This window comes from Plantibacter sp. MDV22-iso1 (assembly GCF_058408345.1).
In genome coordinates, this window is the sequence record NZ_JBZVDY010000001.1 from 949,556 (window position 1) to 967,947 (window position 18,392).

The window sequence follows — 18,392 nt, forward strand, 5'->3', positions numbered from 1 at the left end:
CGTCCACCGCAGGGTGGGCGGCGCTTCGCCGTTCGCGGACCCGCTCGATTTCGCGAGACGGGGGCGCTCGGGATACGGTTCCACCATGAACGTCAACGCAGTCGTCCGCCCCGTCCGCGACGTCGATGCCGAGTCCCTGGGACGCGTCCACGCCACCTCCTGGCACGAGACCTACGACCACCTCATCAGCGCTGCGACGCTCGCGAAGCTGTCGCCGCGTCGCATGGCCGAGCTCTGGACCCACTGGGCGGCACAGGGCCCCGAGTACACGCACTTCGCGGCCCTCGTCGACGGTGAGATCGTCGGGTTCTCCGGTTCGGGTCCGGCCCGCGAGGAGGACGCACCCCGCGAGCGCGAGCTCTACTTCATCTACCTGCTGGACGCGTGGCACGGCACCGGGATCGGTCAGCAGCTGTTCGACGCCGCCATCCCCGACGGCCAGCCCTCGTTCCTGTGGGTCGCCGCGGACAACCCGCGTGCGCACCGCTTCTACCAGCGCAACGGGTTCGTCCTCGACGGTGGGGCGAAGACCGAGCCGTTCCTCGGCGAGATGATCGACGAGGTCCGCTACACCCGCTGACGCACCCCGGTCCCTGAGCCTGTCGAAGGGCTAGCGGAGCCGGCCGACGGAGGCGAGGGCCGCGCGGAGGAGCGTGCCGCGGCCGCCCTCCATCTCGGCGGCGATCGCGTCGGAGGACGCCGCCTCGGGCGTCATCCACGTGAGTTCGAGCGCGTCCTGGCGGGGTTCGCAGGTACCGGTCACCGGGACGACGTACGCCAACGCGACGGCGTGCTGCCGGTCGTCGGAGTACGGCGACAAGCCCGGCAACGGGAAGTACTCGGCCACCTGGAACGGCACGGGCGAGGCGGGGAGCAACGGGAACGCCATCGGACCGAGGTCCTTCTCCAGGTGACGGAAGAGCGCGTCGCGGATCGTCTCGCCGTACATGACGCGACCGGAGACGAGCGTGCGCGTCATCTCGCCGAGCGCGGTGGCCCGGAGCAGGACGCCCACCTCGGTGACGACGCCGAAGCCGTCGACGCGGACCGGCACGGCCTCCACGTACAGCAGCGGGAGCCGGCGGCGGATCTCCTCGAGTTCGACGTCCGACAGCCAGCCCGGATTGGAATTGCCGGGGAGATCGGGTTCCGGGTTGGGGTCAGGGGTGCGAACGCTCATAGCTCCTTCATACCGTATGGAGCCGAGCGGCGATCCAGCCGGGCGGCGGTTCGACCGGACACCGCGCCCGACGCCTGGCGGGATCATACGGGGCCACGCGACTGCGCGCGACGCCGGTCGCGGTGTCGGTGGGGTGCAGGATGATGGAACCCATGACCGAGGTGCTCGAGCGCTTCTCCCCCGCGACGCGCGACTGGTTCGAGGGGGCGTTCGTCGCGCCCACGCCGGCGCAGGCGGGTGCTTGGGACGCGATCTCCCGCGGCGCCAACGCCCTCGTCGTCGCTCCGACCGGTTCGGGTAAGACCCTGTCCGCGTTCCTCTGGTCGATCGACCGTCTGCTCTCCGAGGCCATCGCCGAACACGCCGTGCGGCCACGGTCCGGCGTCCCGCTCACCGGGCTCGAGGCCGACGAGGCGGAGGCCGCCGCCGCCCAGCGCGAGCGCTCCCGGGGCACCCGCGTCCTCTACATCTCGCCACTGAAGGCCCTCGGCGTCGACGTCGAACGCAATCTCCGCACGCCGCTCGTCGGCATCGCCCAGGCGGCGCGCCGCCTCGGCACCGAACCACCCACCATCAGTGTCGGCGTCCGCTCCGGCGACACCCCGTCCGCCGACCGCCGGGCGATGGCCAAGGAGCCACCGGACATCCTGATCACCACCCCCGAGTCGCTCTTCCTCATGCTCACGAGTGCGGCGCGGGAAACCCTCCGCACGGTCGACACCGTCATCATCGACGAGATCCACGCCGTCGCCTCGACCAAGCGAGGCGCGCACCTCGCGGTGTCGCTCGAGCGGCTCGACGCCATGCTCGAGAAGCCGGTGCAGCGCATCGGGCTCTCCGCCACGGTGCGCCCCGCCGAGGAGGTCGCACGGTTCCTCGGGGGCCGCGCACCGGTCGAGATCGTGGCCCCGCCGGCCGCGAAGACCTTCGACCTGCACGTGGTCGTCCCGGTCGACGACATGACCGACCCCGACGCCGGCATGCGGACGCCCGGCGAGGCCGACGACGACGGCAGCGGTGGCGGGTTCACCGGCTACACCCCGAACAGCGACGGCGGCGGAGAAGACCGCGTCGGCAGCATCTGGCCGCACGTCGAGGAGGCGATCGTCGACCGCGTGCTCGCGCACCGCTCCACCATCGTGTTCGCCAACTCCCGTCGTCTGGCGGAGCGGCTCACGGCCCGGCTCAACGAGATCAACGAGGCCCGACTCAGCGACGCCACCCTCACGACCCCCGGTGCAGGGCGTCCACCGGCGCAGCTGATGGCCCAGAGCGGACAGACCCGCGGATCGACGAGCGTCGCGGCCGCAGCGGCCCGGCCTGCCACCGAGGAGAGCGACGACGACATCCCCCTCCTCGCACGCGCCCACCACGGTTCCGTCTCCAAGGAGCAGCGCGCGGGCATCGAGGAGGACCTCAAGTCCGGACGCCTGCGCTGCGTGGTCGCGACCTCGAGCCTCGAGCTCGGCATCGACATGGGCGAGGTCGACCTCGTCATCCAGGTCGAGTCACCGCCGAGCGTCGCGAGCGGCCTGCAGCGGGTCGGACGCGCCGGCCACCAGGTGGGCGAGGTCTCCCGAGGCGTCCTGTTCCCGAAGCACCGCGCCGACCTCATCAGCACCACGGTCGCGACCGAGCGGATGGAGGCCGGGCTCATCGAGGCGATCGAGGTCCCCTCGAACCCGCTCGACATCCTCGCGCAGCAGACGGTCGCTGCGGTCGCGCTCGACGAACTCGGCGTGGAGGACTGGTTCGAGACGGTCAAGCGCAGTGCCCCGTTCGCCTCCCTGCCCCGCTCGGCCTTCGAGGCCACACTCGACCTCCTGGCCGGACGCTACCCCTCCGACGCCTTCGCGGAACTGCGCCCGCGGATCGTCTGGGATCGCGACGCCGGGGTGCTGACCGGTCGGCCGGGAGCCCAGCGCCTGGCCGTCACGAGCGGCGGCACCATCCCCGACCGCGGGCTCTTCGGCGTGTTCATGGTCGGCGAGTCCGGCGCCGGCGCGCGCGTCGGCGAGCTCGACGAGGAGATGGTCTACGAGTCCCGCGTCGGCGACGTCTTCGCCCTCGGCGCCACGAGCTGGCGCATCCAGGAGATCACCCACGACCGCGTGCTCGTGACCCCGGCGTTCGGTCAGCCGGGGCGACTGCCGTTCTGGAAGGGCGACGGCATCGGACGCCCGGCCGAGCTCGGTCGCGCCATCGGCGCCTTCGTGCGCGAGCTCGACACCACCGGCACGGGGTCCACCCCACGTCTCGAGGCAGCCGGCCTCGACGAGCGGGCCATCAGCAACCTCGTCGCCTACGTCCGCGAGCAACGCGAGGCGACGGGCGTCGTCCCCAACGACACGACCCTCGTCGTCGAACGCTCGCGCGACGAACTCGGCGACTGGCGGGTCATCCTCCACTCCCCCTACGGACTCCGTGTGCACGCGCCCTGGGCGCTCGCGGTCGGTGCCCGGGTGCAGGAGCGTCTGGGGGTCGACGGCTCGGCGGTGGCGAGCGACGACGGCATCATCGTCCGCCTGCCCGACACCGAGAGCGAGCCGCCGGGAGCCGAGCTCTTCGTCTTCGAACCGGAGGAGCTCGACGCCCTCGTCACGCAGGAGGTCGGTGGCTCGGCGCTGTTCGCCTCACGGTTCCGCGAGTGCGCCGCCCGTGCGCTGCTGCTCCCGAACTACTCGCCGCAGAAACGCTCGCCGCTCTGGCAGCAGCGCCAGCGCTCGGCCCAGCTCCTCGAGGTCGCAAAGCAGTACCCGACGTTCCCGATCATCCTCGAGACGCTCCGCGAGTGTCTGCAGGACGTCTACGACCTCCCGGCCCTCGACCACCTCGCGCGCGAGCTGCAGTCGCGCGCGATCCGCATCGTCGAGACCACGACGGATCAGCCCTCGCCCTACGCCCGTTCACTCCTGTTCGGCTACGTCGGCGCGTTCATGTACGAGGGCGACAGCCCGTTGGCCGAGCGCCGGGCCGCCGCGCTCGCGGTCGACAGCACCATGCTGGGCGAGCTCCTCGGCCGTGTCGAACTCCGCGAGCTCCTCGACCCGGGCGTCATCGAGCAGACCGCGCTCGAGCTGCAGCGTCTCGACCCCGAGCGGCGACTCAAGGGGGTCGAGGGCGTCGCCGACGCGCTGCGGATGCTCGGCCCGCTGACCATCGACGAGATCGCGGCCCGGACGACCTTCGATGGCGTCGCCGTCTCCGCCGACGGCGAGGCGAGTCGCGGCGACGACCCGCAAGCCTGGTCCCCGGATCCGGCTCGCTCGGCGGCCGCCGTCGCCGAACTCGAACGTTCGAAGCGCGTCATCCGCGTCCCGATCGCCGGCGAGGAGCGCTTCGCCGCGATCGAGGACGCCGGACGACTCCGCGACGCCCTCGGCACCCCGCTGCCCATCGGCGTACCGGTCGCGTTCACCGAGCCGGTCGCCGACCCGCTGGGCGACCTCCTCGCGCGCCACGCGCGCACGCACGGGCCGTTCACGACCGGACAGACGGCCAGGCGCTTCGGTCTCGGGACGGCGGTGGTCCAGCACACGCTCGCCCGGTTGGCCGACGCCGGACGCGTGGTCAAGGGCGAGTTCCTCCCCGCCGGCCGGCAGCAGGTGGGCGAAGGCGACGACGCCGACCGCGGCCCCACCGACGCGACGGAGTGGTGCGACGCCGGCGTGCTGCGCAAGCTCCGCATCCGATCGCTGGCCGCTCTGCGGCACGAGGTCGAGCCGGTCGAGCAGCAGGCGTTCGCCCGGTTCCTGCCGGTGTGGCAGCACCTCGGCGGGACGCTGCGCGGTGTCGACGGCGTCGCGACGGTCATCGACCAGCTCGCCGGTGCGCCCATCCCGGCGTCGGCCTGGGAGTCGCTGATCCTGCCCTCGCGCGTCGCCGACTACAGTCCCGCGATGCTCGACGAGCTCACCGCGACGGGCGAGGTCGTGTGGTCGGGCAGCGGGTCGATCCCCGGCAACGACGGTTGGGTCGCGCTCCACCTCGCCGACACGGCACCACTCACGCTGCCGCTCGCTCCGACGCCGCACACCCCCGACGCCCTGCAGACCGAGTTGCTCGCGACGCTCGGTGGGGGCGGTGCGTACTTCTTCCGGCAGCTCGCGGAGTCGGTCGGCTCGACGGACGACAAACTTCTCGTCGACGCCCTCTGGGAGCTCGTGTGGGCCGGGCTCGTCACCAACGACACCTTCTCCCCACTCCGCACGCTCGTCGGCTCCGGTTCGGGGAACTCGGCGCACCGGGTGCAACGGCAGACCCCGCGATCGAAGCTGTACCGCGGGCGCAACCTGCAACGTCCCTCGATGTCGACGCGGGCGAGTCAGACGCTCGGCGGACGGTGGTCGATCCTGCCGTTGGCCGAGCAGGACGCCACCATCCGTGCTGTCGCCACGGGCGAGACCCTGCTCGAGCGCTACGGCGTCGTGACGCGCGGCTCCGTCGTCGCGGAGGGGGTGACGGGCGGCTTCGCCCTCGCCTACCGCGTGCTCAAGCAGTTCGAGGAGAACGGCCGCTGCCGACGCGGGTACTTCGTGGAGCGCCTCGGTGGGGCCCAGTTCGCCTCCTCGGGCACCGTCGACCGCCTGCGCGGATTCATCCGGACCGATGACGAACCACCGCTCGACGCCGTCACCCTCGCCGCGACCGACCCGGCGAACCCGTACGGCGCCGCCCTCGGGTGGCCGGGGCAGGAGGTCACCGGGGTGAAACACCGTCCGGGTCGGAAGGCGGGTGCGCTCGTCGTCCTCGTCGACGGAGCACCGGTCTACTACCTGGAACGCGGCGGCAAGACGGCGCTCGTGTTCTCGGAGGACGACGACCAGCTCCGTGCCGGGGCGCGTTCCCTGGCGGCGACGGTGCGAGCGGGTCGCATCGAGAAGCTCGGCATCGAGCAGGTCAACGGCGCCTTCGTGCTCGGCACCCCGACGGGCCACGCCCTCCGCGACGCCGGGTTCGTCGAGACGCCACGTGGATTGCGGCTCCGGCGTGGGTGAACTTGCGCGCTACCGTTCCGCCACGGGTTGCGCCGGACACCCTGCCGGTGGCACCGTAGCCGGAACGGACGGAGCGGTTCATGCCAGAGGGTGACACGGTCTTCCAAGCCGCGCACCGGTTGCGGCAGGCGCTCGCCGGCGAGGTCGTCACCGGCTTCGACCTGCGGGTGCCCGCCTTCGCGACCGTCGACCTCCGGGGCGACGTCGTCCACGACGTCATCCCGCGCGGCAAGCACCTCCTGCACCACATCGGCGACCACACCCTCCACACGCACCTCAAGATGGAGGGGCTGTGGCACGTCTATCAGCCGGGCGAGCACTGGCGGCGGCCGGCCTGGAAGGCGCGCGCGATCGTGTCGACGCAGCACTGGGTGACGGTCGGGTTCGAACTCGGCCTCGTCGAGGTGTTCCCCTCCCGCGAGGACGAGGAGCGCTTCGGCTGGCTCGGTCCCGACCTCCTCGGTCCGGACTGGGACGAGGAGCGTGCCATCCACAACCTCGAGGCCGACGGCCGCGAGATCCACGTCGCGCTGCTCGACCAGCGCAACCTCGCCGGACTCGGCAACGAGTACGTCAACGAGCTGTGCTTCATCCGCGGCGTCCTGCCGACGCGACCCACCGCCGAGGTCGACCTGCCGGGTGCCGTCCGACTCGGTTACCGGCTCATCAACGCCAACCGCGACCGCCGCAACCGGGTCACGACGGGCGACACGAGGCCCGGCCGGAAGACCTGGGTATACGGGCGCGACGGCCAGCGCTGCCTGCGGTGCGGCACCCGGATCCAGCGGGGCAAGCTCGGCGCCGACCCGACCGCCCTCCGCGACACCTACTGGTGTCCCCACTGCCAGACCTGACCCGACGGCGTAGCGCCGGCCACCGAGCCGCCCCGCCGGTCACCGAGCGAGCCCACCACCACCGGTCACTGAGCCTGTCGAAGTGCAGCCCCGACGGACCCACTCCGCCCTTCGACAGGCTCAGGGACCGGAACGGACTCAGGGACCGGAACGGGCTCAGGAACCGGGGTCGGCCCGGTGCCGCCGACTGCCGATCCACCCGATCGGGATCGACAGCAGTAGGAGGTACAGCGCCTGGGCGCCGAGCCCCGGCACCGTCGCGGCCAGGACGCCGGCGAGCAGCATCAGGCCGGTCGGGAACCACACGAGCACCCATGGTTGGCGCGGCGCAGCTGCCGCTTCCTCGCTGAGCAGCCCGTCCCGCTCGACGACCACCTGCTGGAGTCGTACCGCGACCATCGAGACGAGCATCGTCGCGATGTAGAGCGTGGGGGCTCCGCGGTCGTCGCCCGTCCCGTCGAAGAGGAGCACCGTCGGCAGCGGCAGGAACACGATCCCGGCGAGCCAGACGAAGTTCAGGGTCACGAGCCGCGTCGAGTATCCGGCGGTGCGCTCGAACAGGCGGTGGTGGTCGCGCCAGAAGTTGGCGATGACGACGAAGCTCAGCGCGGCCGCGGCGAGGCCGGTCCAATTGTGGCCGAAGAACGCGACCACGGAGCCGTCGTCGTGTTCCTGGGCGAGGTCGACGAGCGGGAGGATGATCAGCGTGATCGCGATCGCGACGACGGCGTCGCTGAAGTTGACGACGCGGTCGAGCCCGCGCTCCGTCGTCGGACCGGGTCGACGGCGGCCCGTCGGACGTCCCTCGTCGCCGGCCATGGTCAGCTCACGTCGGCGTCGTCGGTCGCGGTCCCCTGCACCATGGCGACCCAGCGGGCCAGGAAGGCCGCGCCGGCCTCGTCGTGGATGAGCGTCGGGTGGGTCAGCACCGGGTAGGGCTTCTCGGGGACGCCGTCGGCGGGACGGACGTCCACGTGCGCGACCTCGTACCCGTGCTCGAACAACCAGTCGGCCATCGCGTAGTCGCTCCGGGAGTCGCCGACCGTGCGCCAGGCGAGTGGGAGCGCACCACCGTCGGCTTCGAGGAGTTCGAGCGCGCGCTCGGCGCCGAGGTCCTTGCCGAGCCGGACCGACTCGATGTCGGTGGAGATGATCGTGGGATCGATGCGGTACTGCACGAGGCCGGCGTCGTCCGGGTAGCGGCCGGGGGCGTGATCGACGCCGAACCCGCGTCGGACGAGCTCGGCTCGGGCGTCGTCGTCGAAGTGCTTCCGCACGAGGGCGTAGTCCGCTGCCGGCACCTCGACGTGCTGCTCGACCGAGACCATTGCGCGCTTGGTGTGGTCGAAGAACACCGTCTCGGCGTACCGTTCGTCGACGAGGCGTTCGATGGCGTCGCCGTAGCCCTCCGGCATCGCGACGTCCTGATCGAGGCTCAGCTCGTCGACCCCGGCCGCCGAGAAGCCGAACCACACGGCACCCTTCTCGCAGATGCCGTAGAGCCGGACGTCGTCCGCGAGCCCGGCGGCCAGGAGCGGTGGGACGACCACCTCGCGGAGGAACGCGTCGCTCCGCCCGGTGTTGAAGGCGATCGGGACCCCGGCGTTCGCGAGCGTCGCGAGGTCCTGCGCGATGCTCGGGAGGTTGATCGTCCGAGTGATCGGACTGGCGATGGGGCCGTCGACGTCGAGCAGGAGACCGAGGATGGGGCGGGACGCGTTCACGGGTTCAGCCTAACGAGCACCCGGCGTGGATAGACTCACTCCACCATCACCGGTGTTCGAAGGAGATCACTCGTGTTCACCAGCCCGCATCCCGACGTCGAGATCCCCGACGTGAGTGTCTACGACGCCCTGTTCGGCGGCATCGCCCCGAGCGACCTCGACCGCATCGCCCTCCGCGACGGCACGACCGGCGCCGAGACGAGCTATCGACAGCTCATCGGCCAGATCAACGCCCTGGCCGGCGCCCTCGCGGCGGCCGGCATCGGGGTCGGCGACGTCGTCGCCCTCCACGCGCCGAACGTCCCCGCCTTCGCGACCGTGTTCCACGGCATCCTGCGCGCGGGCGCGACGGCGACGACGGTGAACGGCCTCTACAACGCCGAGGAGATCGAGGCGCAGCTGCGCGACGCCGGCGCGACGATGCTGTTCACCGTCTCGCCGCTGCTCCCCCAGGCCTGGGCTGCGGCGAGCGCCTGCGGCATCCCCTCCGACCGCGTCGTCGTCCTCGACGGCGCCGAGGGGCACGCGTCGCTGAGCGACCTCCTCATGCGCCGCCTCCCCGCGCCGGACGTCTCGTTCGACCCGGCCACGCACGTGGCGGTGCTGCCCTACTCCTCCGGCACGACGGGTCGGCCGAAGGGCGTGATGCTCTCGCATCGGAACCTCGTCGCGAACGTGCAGCAGTCGATCCCGCAGCTCGGCATGGTCGCCGACGACCGGATCCTCGCGGTCCTGCCGTTCTTCCACATCTACGGCATGACGGTGCTGCTCAACCTCGCGCTGTCGCGGCGGGCCTCCCTCGTGACCATGCCGCGGTTCGACCTGGCTGAGTTCCTCCGGATCATCCAGGACTTCCGGTGCAGCTACGTGTTCATCGCCCCGCCGATCGCGGTGGCACTCGCGAAGCACCCGCTCGTCGACGAGTTCGACCTCTCGAGCGTCCACACGATCTTCTCGGGTGCGGCACCGCTGGACGCGACGCTCGGGCGGGCGGTCGAGGAGCGCCTCGGCTGTCGGATGCGGCAGGGCTACGGCATGACGGAACTCAGCCCGGTCAGCCACGCGATCGCGTTCCAGGCCGAGGGGGCGTCGCTCGACAGCGTCGGCACGACGCTGCCGAACATGCAGTGCCGGATCGTCGATCCCGAGACCGGCGCCGAGGTGGACTACCCGGCCGAGGGCTCGGACGAGGAGAGCGCGGCGGGCGAGCTGCTCTGCGCGGGGCCGAACGTCATGCTCGGGTACCTCGGCAACGAGGAGGCCACTCGCGAGACCCTCGAGACCGACGGCTTCCTCCACACCGGCGACATCGCGACGGTCCGCGGTGACGGCACCGTGCGCATCATCGAGCGGTTGAAGGAGCTCATCAAGTACCACGGCTACCAGGTGGCCCCGGCGGAGCTCGAGGCGCTGCTGCTCGGCCACCCGGCGATCGCCGACGCGGCCGTCATCGGGGTGCTCGACGATGAGGGCCAGGAGGTGCCGAAGGCCTTCGTGGTCCTGCAAGCGGGCCAGGACGTCACGGCCGAGGCGCTCATGGCGTGGGTCACGGAGCGGGTCGCCCCGCACAAGAAGATCCGGCGCGTGGCCTTCGTCGACGCCATCCCGAAGTCGGCGTCGGGCAAGATCCTCCGGAAGGACCTCCGGGCCGCGGAGGCCACCCCCGCCGGTCCCTGAGCCGCACCCGCCGGTCCCTGAGCTTGTCGACGGGCTCAGCGCCCGACGGCGGCGACCATCCGGTCGAAGGCCGCGTCGAGCTCCGGTTCGGCCGGCTGCCAGTGCGGGTTCGCGTCGTGGAACGCGACCATCTCCGCCGCGCCGTCCCAGAACGGGATGGTGGGCCGGAACTCCGGGACGAGACTGCGGATGCGCGTGTTGTCGAAGACCATCGGGAACGCCTTGTCGCCGAGGAGCGTCGGCCCGAGCGGTGGGTGGACCTCCGCGATGACGTCGGACGGCACGTGCACGATGTCGGCCTCCACGCCCGCCGCCTCCGCGATCCACCGGGTGATGTCGTTCCAGCTCGGTGCGTGGTCGCCCGTGATGTGGAAGGCCTCCCCGAGCACGTCGCGGCGACCCAGCAGGCCGACGAACCCGACCGCGAAGTCCGCGGTGTGGGTGATGGTCCAGAGGGTCGTCCCGTCGCCGTGCACGACCACCGGCTTGCCCGCGCGCATGCGGTCGAGGTCGGTGCGTCGGCCCATCGTCGGGATGAGCGTGCGGTCGTAGGTGTGCGACGGGCGCACGATCGTCGCCGGGAACCCCTCTTCGCGGTAAGCGTGGACGAGGACGTCCTCGCAGGAGATCTTGTCGCGCGCGTACTGGGAGAACGGGTTCCTGAGCGGCGTCGACTCGACCACGGGCAGGCGCTGTGGCGGCTTCTGGTATGCGGATGCGGAGCTGATGAACACGTACTGGCCGATCCGACCGGCGAACCGGTCGATGTCCGCCTGCACCTGCGGTGGCGTGAACGCGGTGAACTGCGCCACGACGTCGAACTCGCGCGAGCCGAGCGTCTCGGTCACCGCGTCGGTGTCGCGCACGTCCGCGCGGAGGAGCTCGACCTCCTCGGGGAGGGGGCGGACGTGGGACAGGCCGCGGTTCAGGACGGTGACGTCATGGCCGAGCGACACCGCTCTGGCGACCGATGCCGAGGAGATGATGCCACTGCCGCCGATGAACAGGATGCGCTTCGTCGTCATTGGTCCATCCTCGCGCACCGTCGCCCGACTCGCCCAGGCCTTCTCAGGATCGCCCCAGTCAGCGCTCGCGCTTGACGAACGCCATGGCACCGACGACGAGGGCGAGCAGCACCCCGGAGACGAGTCCCCACACGACAGGCGCCTCGGGTCCGAGGATCAGGAGCATCAGCACCGCGGCGAGGGCGAGGACCCCGGCGACGACGAGCGCCGTCGTCCATTCGTTCCATCGCATCCCACCAGCCTAGGCTCCCGTCACCAAGACCCGGGGACGCGGGAGCCGCTGCGGTGAACCGGCGGGACCGCTCAGCGGTGCTCGGCGAGCATCTCCTCGGTCCGTTCCCAGAGCCCGCGGGCGAGGGCGACGTCGGCGGCGAGCTTGTTCGTGCGTGCGGGCTTCCGCTTCGCGAAGTAGCCGCCCGAGGTCCAGTCGAGTCCCGGCTGACTCTCGGCCAGCCAGAAGAGCGTGTCGGCGCCCTCCTCGGGGGTGTTCAGCAGGCGACGCCCGAGCGGGTTCGCATAGAGGAACCGCATCGCGCCGTCGGGCGAGCTGGAGAAGTTCGTCGAGATGACCCCCGGGTGGAACGCCGCCGCGGACAGGCCGCGCGGGCCGTACCGGCGGTCGAGCTCCTTCGTGAAGAGGATCTGCGCGAGCTTCGCGTTGCCGTAGGCGCGCGTGGGCGAATAGGAGCGTTCGGCATCGAGGTCGTCGAGGTCGAGCTTCCCGAACAGGCGGTTGGCGACGCTCGAGGTGTTGATGACCGTCGCCTCGGACTCGACGAGGCGGTCCAGCAGGAGATGGGTGAGGAGCGCGGGTGCCAGGTAGTTGATCTGGAACGTCTGCTCATGGCCGTCCGTCGTGACCCGGCGGTCGGCACCGAAGATGCCGCCGGCGTTGTTGGCGAGGACGTCGATCCGCGGGTACTGCTCGAGGAGATGCTCGGCGAGGAGGCGAACCTGTGCCAGCTCGGCGAAGTCGCAGATGAACGATGCAGCCCCGATCCGTCGCGCGACGGCTGCCGTCTTCTCCGGTGACCGCCCGACCACCACGACCTGCTCGCCCGCGTCCGTCAACGCCTTCGCAGCCGCAGCGCCGATGCCGTCGCTCGCACCGGTGAGGACGATCACCCGATCGCTCACGCGGACGACTTCCGGGGGCGGGGCTCGCTGACGTTGGTCGGGCGCGCCCGCTCGTCGATGTCGGGGACCTCACGGCCGATCGCGAGGTCGCCGGTCTTGTTGGCGTCCTGCATCATCGACTCGAGCCAGCTGCGGTTGAGCTCGGGACGCTGCTCCTGGTCGAACTCGAACTGCAGCGAGATCGACGGGTGCACCCAGATCGTCACGCGTCCGCCACCGGTCTCGAGCGAGCGCGGCCAGGAGATCGTGAAGGACTCGTTGCGCCGCAGTTTCATGACCGCGATCGACTTCACATGCGCGAGCATCCGGTCGTCGAGTTCGAGCTCACGCGATGAACTCCCGTAGATCAGCTTTCCCACCAGATGTCTCCCTCTGTGCCGGTCGTCCTCGCGCACCCGGGAATCAGGGCGACGCGACGCCCGAGCACACCGGGCGTTGCCCCCATCGTAGGCGACCGAGGGATCGCCGTCGTGCCGGTTGACGGGCGGGCGGCAGCCCAGTTCAGGGGTCCGCGGTGTTGTCCCCCACGGCCTCGCGAGTACGTCAACTTCCGCAGAAAATCAAGGTATTTCGGCCCTGTTTCATGAACCTGGCAAAGCCCTGAGCTGCGGCCGCCTCGACCAAACCGCGCTTCCCACTGCCCCCGAACGGCGTGCATGACCGTGAAGCCCGAATCTTCCGTCGTGCACCCGAGCCAGCCGTCCTTTCCCGAACGATCCGTCGCTCCGGGAACACGTCCACGCCGTGCACGCCAGCCGTTGCGACTGCCCAAGCTCGTCTCCCAGCTGGTCACCTTCGGCCTCGTCGGCGGCACCGCGTTCGTCGTGGACGTCGGTGTGTACAACCTCCTGAGGTTCACCGTGCTCGACGACAAGCCGATCGGAGCGAAGGTGATCTCCGTCGCCGTCGCCACGGTCGTCGCTTGGCTCGGCAACCGGGCGCTGACCTTCCGGACCGAGCACCGCCGCGCGGTGTGGAAGGAGGGCGCCCTCTTCGCGCTCATGAACGTCCTTGGCCTCGGGATCGCCGCGGGCTGTCTGTTCGTCTCGCACTACGTCCTCGGCTACACCACCCCGCTCGCCGACAACATCGCGGGCAACGGCGTCGGACTCGTCCTCGGCATGGTGTTCCGCTTCCTCGCCTATCGGTTCGTCGTCTTCCGACCCGCCGATTCGGCGACCAGTCGCCGTCGAAGCACGACGTCGCAGGAAACCTCCGTTTCGAGCCCGGCCGCGCCGGCACCCGCCGCCGCACCGCGCACCACGACCACTCGTCGATCCGCACCGACCCACGCACTGCCGACCTCTGGAGGCCTGTCCTGATGGCACCTGCACTCGCACCGCTGCTCGAAGCGCTCGCGCTCATCCCCTCCCGACCGTTCGCATCCGCGGACGAGCCCGCTCCCCTGCTGACCCCCCAACCCGCGGCACCCACGGAACCGCTGCCGAACCGCGGCACCCTGGTGGACCCGGCGTCGGCGGCCGACCCCGGCTCCTGGAGCATCGGCGAATGGCTCGGCTACGGCACCATGCTGCTGTTCGCCGCCGCGCTGACGATCATCGCCGTGACCACGCTCTACTGGATGCTCCACGCCTGGCGGTCGACCGGCCACCTGAAGAACACCGGGTTCGCCGCGGTCCCGCTGCCCGCCAAGCACTCCTTCACCCTGCTCGTCCCCGGTCGGCATGAGGAGGAGGTCATGGGTCAGACCCTCGACCGCCTCGCCGAACAGGACCACCCCGACTTCGAGATCATCGCGATCGTGGGCCACGATGACCCGGGGACCGAGCGCGTCGTCCGCGAGGCCGCTGCACGGCACCCCGACCTCATCACAGTGGTCGTCGACGACAGCGTGCCGAAGAACAAGCCCAAGGCCCTCAACCGGGCGCTGCAGATCGCCCGTGGCGACGTCGTGGGCGTGTTCGACGCCGAGGACGAGGTGCATCCGCGCCTGCTCACCCTCGTGGACTCGCGCTTCACGGAGAGCGGCGCCGACGTCGTCCAGGGCGGCGTGCAGCTCATGAACTTCCAGTCCAGCTGGTGGTCGCTGCGGAACGTGCTCGAGTACTACTTCTGGTTCCGGTCGCGCCTGCACTTCCACGCGAACTCCCGCTTCATCCCGCTCGGCGGCAATACCGTGTTCGTGAAGAAGACCTGGCTCGACTGGTCGGAGGGCTGGGACGACGGCTGCCTCGCCGAGGACTGCGAGCTCGGCGTCCGACTCTCGAGCGCCGGCGCGACGGTCGTCGTGGCCTACAGCCCCGAGGTCGTCACCCGCGAGGAGACGCCCGGCACCCTGCAGTCGCTCTACAAGCAGCGCACACGCTGGAACCAGGGGTTCCTGCAGGTCCTGAAGAAGGGCGAGTGGCGCAAGCTGCCGACGTTCCGTCAGCGCATGTTCGCCCGCTACCTGCTGTCGATGCCGTTCCTCCAGGCAGCGACCGGCCTCCTCATCCCCGTCTCCGTCCTGCTGGTGTTGTTCGCGAAGGTGCCCGCGCCGATCGCCCTCCTCACCTTCATCCCGCTCGCGCCGACGATCGTCACCCTTGCGGTGGAAGCCTCCGGGCTCGGTGAGTTCGGTCGCCTCTACGGCCAGAAGGTCCGCCTCCGTGACTACGCCCGGCTGATCCTCGGCACCTTCCCGTACCAGATCTTCCTCGGCCTGGCCGCCGTCCGCTCCGTCTTCCGCGAGTGGAAGGGCGACCACTCCTGGGAGAAGACGGAACACACCGGCGCCCATCGCAGCGAGGAGGTCGCCGATGCCACCGAGGCCGCTCCCGTCTCCGTCGACCTGCCCGACCGCGCACCCGAGCTCGTCCTCCAGAACGGAGCAACCCGATGACCGGCATCCTCGAACGCCCGGCCGCCCCCGGCCGACCAGAGCTCCACCTGGAGAGCGACCGCCTCGGCTGGCTCGCCTCAGGGCCACCGACGAAGCGAGGCCCCGGCGTCGTGCGCCGCTGGCTCTCACGCCACGGTCGCACCCTGGCCTTCCTCCTGCCCGTGCTCGCCATCGCCGCCGTCGTGCAGGCGATGAACCTGGGCGGTTCCCCGCAGCGCATCGACGACGAGGGCACCTACACCGCCCAGGCGTGGAGTGTCCTGAAGCTCGGCGAACTCGCCCACTACACCTACTGGTACGACCACCCGCCGCTCGGCTGGCTGCAGATCGCGGCCTACACGGGGTTGACCGGTGCGTTCGACCGCTACGACATCGCCGTGATCGCGGCACGTGAGGCCATGGTCGTCGCAACGCTCATCGCCGTCGTGCTCGTGTGGGTCCTCGCCCGCCGACTGCACCTCAGCCGGGCCATGGCCGCCGTCGCCGCACTCGTGTTCGCCATCTCACCGCTCGCCGTGCAGTTCCACCGCACCGTCTACCTCGACAACGTCGCGGTGCCCTGGCTCCTCGGCGCCTTCATCCTCGCGACGAGCCGCAAGCACCAGCTCGTCGGCTTCGCGGGTGCCGCCGCCGCGTTCGGCATCGCCGTGCTGAGCAAGGAGACCTTCCTGCTCGCCCTGCCCTTCCTCGCCTGGACCATGTGGCGCGCGGCTCGGAAGGAGACCCGCCGGTACACGCTGCCGGTCGCCGCGACCATCGTCGTCGTCATCGGCTTCACCTACGTGCTCTTCGCCGCCATCAAGGGCGAACTCATCCCCGGCCCTGACCGGGTGAGCCTCCTCGGTGGCGTCTTCTTCCAGCTCGGATCCCGCGTCACGAGCGGGTCGCTGTTCGACCCGGAGAGCCTGTCGGCGAGGACCCTCGGCATGTGGTGGCAGTTGGACGCGGCACTCCTCGTCGCCGGAGCGGTGGCCGCCGTCGCCGGGCTCTTCATCTCGCGACTGCGTGTCATCGCCGCGATGACCGTCTTCCTCGGCCTGTTCATGCTGCGCCCGGGCGGCTACCTGCCGGTGCCGTACGTCATCATGCTGCTGCCGTTCATGGCGATCCTCATCATGGGCGTGACCGGCGCCGCCATCCGCCGGTTCCGTCGCCGCTCGACCGTCGAGGCCGGAGCGCAGCGCCGTCGTCTCCTCGGCGGACGTGCTGCCGGAGCCGTCTGGGTCGCCGCGGTGCTCGCTGCAGCCGTCGTCGCCGTCCCCAACACGACGACCCAGCTCCGCGGCTTCCTCCTCGCCGACCTCGACAAGCCGGTCCGGCAGGCCCAGCAGTGGGTCCAGACCAATGTGCCGAAGGAGTCCCGCGTGATCGTCGACGACGCGATGTGGGTCGACCTCGTCGAGAGCGGTTTCGATCGTGACAACGTCATCTGGTACTACAAGATGGACACCGACTCCGCCGTCCAGGCCCAGTCGCCCAACGGCTGGCGCGATGCCGACTACATCGTCACGACCGATTCGATGCGGACCTTCCCGACCACCTTCCCCGAGGTGAAGGGTGCGATCGACAACTCCGAGCTCGTCGCGACCTTCGGCTCCGGGACGCAGGCCGTCGAGGTCCGCCGCATCGACGCCGACGGTCTCGACGCGGCGGCCGAACAGGCTGCCGGGCGCACGGCGGCTCGGGCGGCCCTCGGTGCGCAGCTCCTGCTGAACCCCTCGCTCAGCGTCTCGGCGGAGGCCGCGCAGACCCTCAGCGACGGCCAGCTCGACTCCCGCGCCCTCCTGGCGCTCGGCCAGGTACTCGCCACGACGCCGGTCCGGCTCGAGAGCATCCCGGTGCTCGACGGCGAGACGGGCGACGTGCGTCGGACGATGGTGCTCCGCACCGGCACCGAGGTGGGCGACGGCCGTCTGGCCGACTCCATCCGCTCGATCCAGGGCGACTACGCGGCCGACCGCGTCGAGCAGACGGCGGCCGGCGTGCGGGTCACCTACTCGATCGTCGAACCCGACATCGTGCGCTGACCACCTTCCCGAGCACCGGCTCGAGCCGGACGCCCGGGCCACCCGAAACCCCGACCCACCCGAAGAACAGGAGTTCCACCATGCGAACCACCACCACCAGGCGACTCGCCCTCAGCGGCCTCGCCGCCGTCGCGACGGCAGCGCTCATCGGCTTCGGCACCACCGCCGCGAGCGCCGCCACCACCGAGGCCTCAGGCTCCGGCTGGATCCGCGTCGGCCACCTCTCGGCCGACACCAAGACCGTCGACGTCAAGCTGTCGGCACTCTCCGGCGGCGCGACCGTGTTCGAACTCGACGACGTCGCCTACGGCCAGGTCTCCCCCTACACCGATCTGGCCGCCGGCACCTACGTGGTGTCGATGGTGCCCGCCGGGTCGCCCGACAGCACGAAGCCGGTCATCAGCACCAACGTGACCATCACCGCCGGGGAGGCGGCCACCGTCGCCGCCTACGGTCCCAACAAGGACCTGCAGACGAAGGTGTTCGAGGACGACCTCACCGGTCCGGCCGAGGGTGCGGCGCGCATCCGGCTGATCCAGGCGTCGACCGACGTCACGAGCGTCGACGTCAGCACCTCGACCGGCATGCCGATCGCGAAGGGCGCCACCACCGGGACGGCGACCGACTACGCGAGCGTCCCAGCAGGCCCGTGGGATCTCGAGCTGACCGGCGGCAAGCAGGCGGCGGAAGCCTCCGTGAACCTCGCCCCCGGCACCGTGAGCACGCTCTTCGTGCTCGACAACGCCGCGGGTGGCGTCACCCTCATGCCCGTCCTCGACAGCTCAGCCGCCGGCGACGCCCCCGAGGGCCCGGTGGAGACCGGTGGTGGTGGACTCGCCGAGCAGTCGTCGACGCTGCGGGGCGTCCTCGACGACCTCGACACGAAGCTCGCCCGGCTCGTGCGCGACCTCGGGACGGCGGTGAGCTGA

Annotated in this window: 15 protein-coding genes; 8 read left to right on the forward strand and 7 right to left on the reverse strand. The window is 70.9% G+C overall.

Annotated elements, in window-relative coordinates:
* Positions 1-85: 85 nt before the first annotated feature.
* Positions 86-580: a GNAT family N-acetyltransferase gene (locus tag AC4PMY_RS04585; protein WP_085511004.1), complete on the forward strand. Its 495-nt coding sequence runs from the start codon at positions 86-88 to the stop codon at positions 578-580.
* 30 nt (positions 581-610) lie between these two features.
* Here AC4PMY_RS04585 and AC4PMY_RS04590 read toward each other — a convergent pair whose 3' ends face one another.
* Positions 611-1,180, reverse strand: coding sequence for an NUDIX hydrolase family protein (locus AC4PMY_RS04590; RefSeq protein WP_064294286.1), 570 nt, complete (start codon positions 1,178-1,180; stop codon positions 611-613).
* A 152-nt stretch (positions 1,181-1,332) separates the two neighbouring features.
* Here AC4PMY_RS04590 and AC4PMY_RS04595 point away from each other — a divergent pair, with 152 nt between their 5' ends.
* Positions 1,333-6,177, forward strand: coding sequence for an ATP-dependent helicase (locus AC4PMY_RS04595; RefSeq protein WP_491622102.1), 4,845 nt, complete (start codon positions 1,333-1,335; stop codon positions 6,175-6,177).
* Positions 6,178-6,257: 80 nt separating this feature from the next.
* Positions 6,258-7,031 carry a DNA-formamidopyrimidine glycosylase family protein gene (locus tag AC4PMY_RS04600; RefSeq protein ID WP_064294288.1) on the forward strand — a complete coding sequence of 258 codons (774 nt, stop codon included), beginning with the start codon at positions 6,258-6,260 and terminating at the stop codon, positions 7,029-7,031.
* 156 nt (positions 7,032-7,187) lie between these two features.
* Here AC4PMY_RS04600 and AC4PMY_RS04605 read toward each other — a convergent pair whose 3' ends face one another.
* Together AC4PMY_RS04605 and AC4PMY_RS04610 are read right to left on the reverse strand one after the other, a co-directional pair.
* Positions 7,188-7,850, reverse strand: coding sequence for a TMEM175 family protein (locus AC4PMY_RS04605; protein ID WP_064294289.1), 663 nt, complete (start codon positions 7,848-7,850; stop codon positions 7,188-7,190).
* Positions 7,851-7,852: 2 nt separating this feature from the next.
* Positions 7,853-8,755: a hypothetical protein gene (locus tag AC4PMY_RS04610; protein WP_071259617.1), complete on the reverse strand. Its 903-nt coding sequence runs from the start codon at positions 8,753-8,755 to the stop codon at positions 7,853-7,855.
* Between the two features lie 72 nt (positions 8,756-8,827).
* On the opposite strand from AC4PMY_RS04610, the gene AC4PMY_RS04615 reads away from it, so the two are divergent.
* Entirely contained in the window at positions 8,828-10,432 is a 1,605-nt protein-coding gene (locus tag AC4PMY_RS04615; protein ID WP_491622103.1) for an AMP-binding protein, read from the forward strand.
* A 35-nt stretch (positions 10,433-10,467) separates the two neighbouring features.
* Here AC4PMY_RS04615 and AC4PMY_RS04620 read toward each other — a convergent pair whose 3' ends face one another.
* From AC4PMY_RS04620 to AC4PMY_RS04635, 4 genes are all read right to left on the reverse strand, one after another.
* Positions 10,468-11,457, reverse strand: coding sequence for an SDR family oxidoreductase (locus AC4PMY_RS04620; RefSeq protein ID WP_064294292.1), 990 nt, complete (start codon positions 11,455-11,457; stop codon positions 10,468-10,470).
* A 58-nt stretch (positions 11,458-11,515) separates the two neighbouring features.
* A complete protein-coding gene (locus AC4PMY_RS04625; RefSeq protein WP_153303389.1) occupies positions 11,516-11,689 on the reverse strand; it encodes a hypothetical protein in 174 nt (57 codons plus the stop codon).
* 71 nt (positions 11,690-11,760) lie between these two features.
* A complete protein-coding gene (locus AC4PMY_RS04630) occupies positions 11,761-12,594 on the reverse strand; it encodes an SDR family NAD(P)-dependent oxidoreductase (protein WP_071259620.1) in 834 nt (277 codons plus the stop codon).
* Positions 12,591-12,953, reverse strand: coding sequence for a DUF7882 family protein (locus tag AC4PMY_RS04635; RefSeq protein ID WP_064294294.1), 363 nt, complete (start codon positions 12,951-12,953; stop codon positions 12,591-12,593). Before AC4PMY_RS04635 ends, AC4PMY_RS04630 begins: the two co-directional genes overlap by 4 nt.
* A 399-nt stretch (positions 12,954-13,352) precedes the next feature.
* Here AC4PMY_RS04635 and AC4PMY_RS04640 point away from each other — a divergent pair, with 399 nt between their 5' ends.
* The 4 genes from AC4PMY_RS04640 to AC4PMY_RS04655 all read left to right on the forward strand — a co-directional run bounded on the left by AC4PMY_RS04640 (position 13,353) and on the right by AC4PMY_RS04655 (position 18,392).
* On the forward strand, positions 13,353-13,916 hold the full coding sequence (locus tag AC4PMY_RS04640) for a GtrA family protein (protein ID WP_254628164.1): 564 nt from the start codon (positions 13,353-13,355) through the stop codon (positions 13,914-13,916).
* Positions 13,916-15,436: a glycosyltransferase family 2 protein gene (locus AC4PMY_RS04645; protein ID WP_491622104.1), complete on the forward strand. Its 1,521-nt coding sequence runs from the start codon at positions 13,916-13,918 to the stop codon at positions 15,434-15,436. Before AC4PMY_RS04640 ends, AC4PMY_RS04645 begins: the two co-directional genes overlap by 1 nt.
* Positions 15,433-17,463 (forward strand): ArnT family glycosyltransferase, encoded by a 2,031-nt coding sequence (locus AC4PMY_RS04650; protein ID WP_491622105.1) that lies wholly within the window; start codon positions 15,433-15,435, stop codon positions 17,461-17,463. Before AC4PMY_RS04645 ends, AC4PMY_RS04650 begins: the two co-directional genes overlap by 4 nt.
* Before the next feature lie 80 nt (positions 17,464-17,543).
* Complete coding sequence (locus tag AC4PMY_RS04655; RefSeq protein WP_491622106.1) at positions 17,544-18,392, forward strand: DUF4397 domain-containing protein; 849 nt, start codon at positions 17,544-17,546, stop codon at positions 18,390-18,392.

Excerpts from the sequence above, each read along its gene's own strand:
- AC4PMY_RS04585 (WP_085511004.1), top strand. The coding sequence starts at position 86 with ATGAACGTCAACGCAGTCGTCCGCCCCGTCCGCGACGTCGATGCCGAG.
- AC4PMY_RS04590 (WP_064294286.1), bottom strand. The coding sequence starts at position 1,180 with ATGAGCGTTCGCACCCCTGACCCCAACCCGGAACCCGATCTCCCCGGC.
- AC4PMY_RS04595 (WP_491622102.1), top strand. The coding sequence starts at position 1,333 with ATGACCGAGGTGCTCGAGCGCTTCTCCCCCGCGACGCGCGACTGGTTC.
- AC4PMY_RS04600 (WP_064294288.1), top strand. The coding sequence starts at position 6,258 with ATGCCAGAGGGTGACACGGTCTTCCAAGCCGCGCACCGGTTGCGGCAG.
- AC4PMY_RS04605 (WP_064294289.1), bottom strand. The coding sequence starts at position 7,850 with ATGGCCGGCGACGAGGGACGTCCGACGGGCCGCCGTCGACCCGGTCCG.
- AC4PMY_RS04620 (WP_064294292.1), bottom strand. The coding sequence starts at position 11,457 with ATGACGACGAAGCGCATCCTGTTCATCGGCGGCAGTGGCATCATCTCC.
- AC4PMY_RS04625 (WP_153303389.1), bottom strand. The coding sequence starts at position 11,689 with ATGCGATGGAACGAATGGACGACGGCGCTCGTCGTCGCCGGGGTCCTC.
- AC4PMY_RS04645 (WP_491622104.1), top strand. The coding sequence starts at position 13,916 with ATGGCACCTGCACTCGCACCGCTGCTCGAAGCGCTCGCGCTCATCCCC.
- AC4PMY_RS04650 (WP_491622105.1), top strand. The coding sequence starts at position 15,433 with ATGACCGGCATCCTCGAACGCCCGGCCGCCCCCGGCCGACCAGAGCTC.
- AC4PMY_RS04655 (WP_491622106.1), top strand. The coding sequence starts at position 17,544 with ATGCGAACCACCACCACCAGGCGACTCGCCCTCAGCGGCCTCGCCGCC.